Below are 1,502 nucleotides of genomic sequence, written 5' to 3' on the forward strand. Positions count from 1 at the left end.
CCCAACGCCGTTCAGTTAGGCGGGGCTGGGTGGTGTCAAGGGTCGGTTGCGAGCATGTTGATGCTGATGGTGGCCTGGTAGGTGGCCCGGTCGATGGCGGGTCCGCGTGCGTTGTACTTGGAGATCGCGCGTTTGACGATGCGGTCTTTGGTGCGGACCCGCCGTTTTGGCAGGAGCTGGACCAGCACGTTGCGGCCGATGGCCCCGACCAGGTCGATGGCGGTGTCGGCAATGACACCTGCGGCCAGCACGACCTGGTCGCGGGCGGCGGCCAGCGCGACGGTGAAGCCGGCCCGGTCCGGGTCGGTGCCCGGGACGCTGTCGGTGGCATCGGTCATCGCGGTCCGCAGCGCCTGGTAGGCGGTCAGCAGTGCCCAGACCTCCTGCTCGACCCCGGCCGGGGTGCGGGCCCGCATGACCCGCCCGCCCAGGACCGTGGACTTCAGCTCGGCGTAGGCCGTCTCGATCTCCCAGCGTTCGTGGTAGAGCCGGACGAGTTCACCGGCCGGGTGGGTCGTGGGGTCGGTGAGGGTGGTCAGCAGCCGGTAGTGACCGGTGCGGACCCCGCGGGACGTTGCGATGGTGATCTCGGCGTCGATGACCCGCACGGCCAGCGCTCCGAGCCGGGCCAGGAACGAGCCGTCGCGCAAGCGGGCCACTGCGGGCAGTTTTCTCCCGGACTTGCACCGCACCAGCAGGTGGGCGCCGGTGGCAGCCAGGCGGTTCAGCAGATCGGCGGCGGCGAAATTCCGGTCACCCAGCAGCAGCATCCCGGCACGCAGATCGCCCGCCAGCCGGCCCGCGTACTGAAGCTCGCCGGTGGTCGCCGGGCCGAACGCCGCCCCGATCACCGACCGGTTCCCGCAGGCCACCAAAGCCGCCAGCCGGACCTGCGGATAGCCCCCGGCCCCGCTGTTGCACCGCTGCTTGGCGAACACCGTGAGATTCTCCGGCGTGTCCGGCACCGGCAACAGCGTGCCATCGACCGCCACGGCCAGCAGCCCACGCCACCGCACCTGAACCGCCGTCGTGGCCACCGGGCCACGCACCAGGTCGAACAGCGCCTTCATCGGCGCCGCCCCCAGACGCTGACGGGCTTGCCGTAACGCACTGCCGCTGGGCCTGACGGGCGACGGCCCGGCCAGACCCGCACACAACCGGTCAAAGACCTGCCGGTAGCCCAGCTCGGAGAACAACGCCCCGGCCAGCAGCAGATACACCGTGACCCGGGCCGGCAGCAGCCGGACCCGCCGCTCGATCGCACGGGTCTCCGCCAGCACCTCGTCGACCATCTCGAACGGCACGATCCGGGTCAGCTCACCGATATGCCCCGGCGCGAACACCCCGGCCGCTACCCCGACCGGCCCTGTTATGGCAGCCTGTTCCAACAGCGGAGCCCCTGTAGTGAGGATGTCTTGGAGGACAAACCTCTTCTACAGCAGCTCCGCTGCCTCGTTCACCAGCCTTGACGAACAACCCCCGCCCTTAACTGAACGGCGTTG

General features: G+C 70.0%; 1 protein-coding gene. It reads right to left on the reverse strand.

What is annotated here, in order from left to right; all coding sequences use genetic code 11:
* Positions 1 to 35: 35 nt before the first annotated feature.
* On the reverse strand, positions 36 to 1,388 hold the full coding sequence (locus ACIQNU_RS43780) for an IS4 family transposase (RefSeq protein WP_401378317.1): 1,353 nt from the start codon (positions 1,386 to 1,388) through the stop codon (positions 36 to 38).
* Positions 1,389 to 1,502: the final 114 nt, after the last annotated feature.

Origin of the sequence: Streptomyces sp. NPDC091292, assembly GCF_044757265.1 — a bacterium.
In the GTDB taxonomy this organism is placed as follows: Bacteria; Actinomycetota; Actinomycetes; order Streptomycetales; family Streptomycetaceae; genus Streptomyces.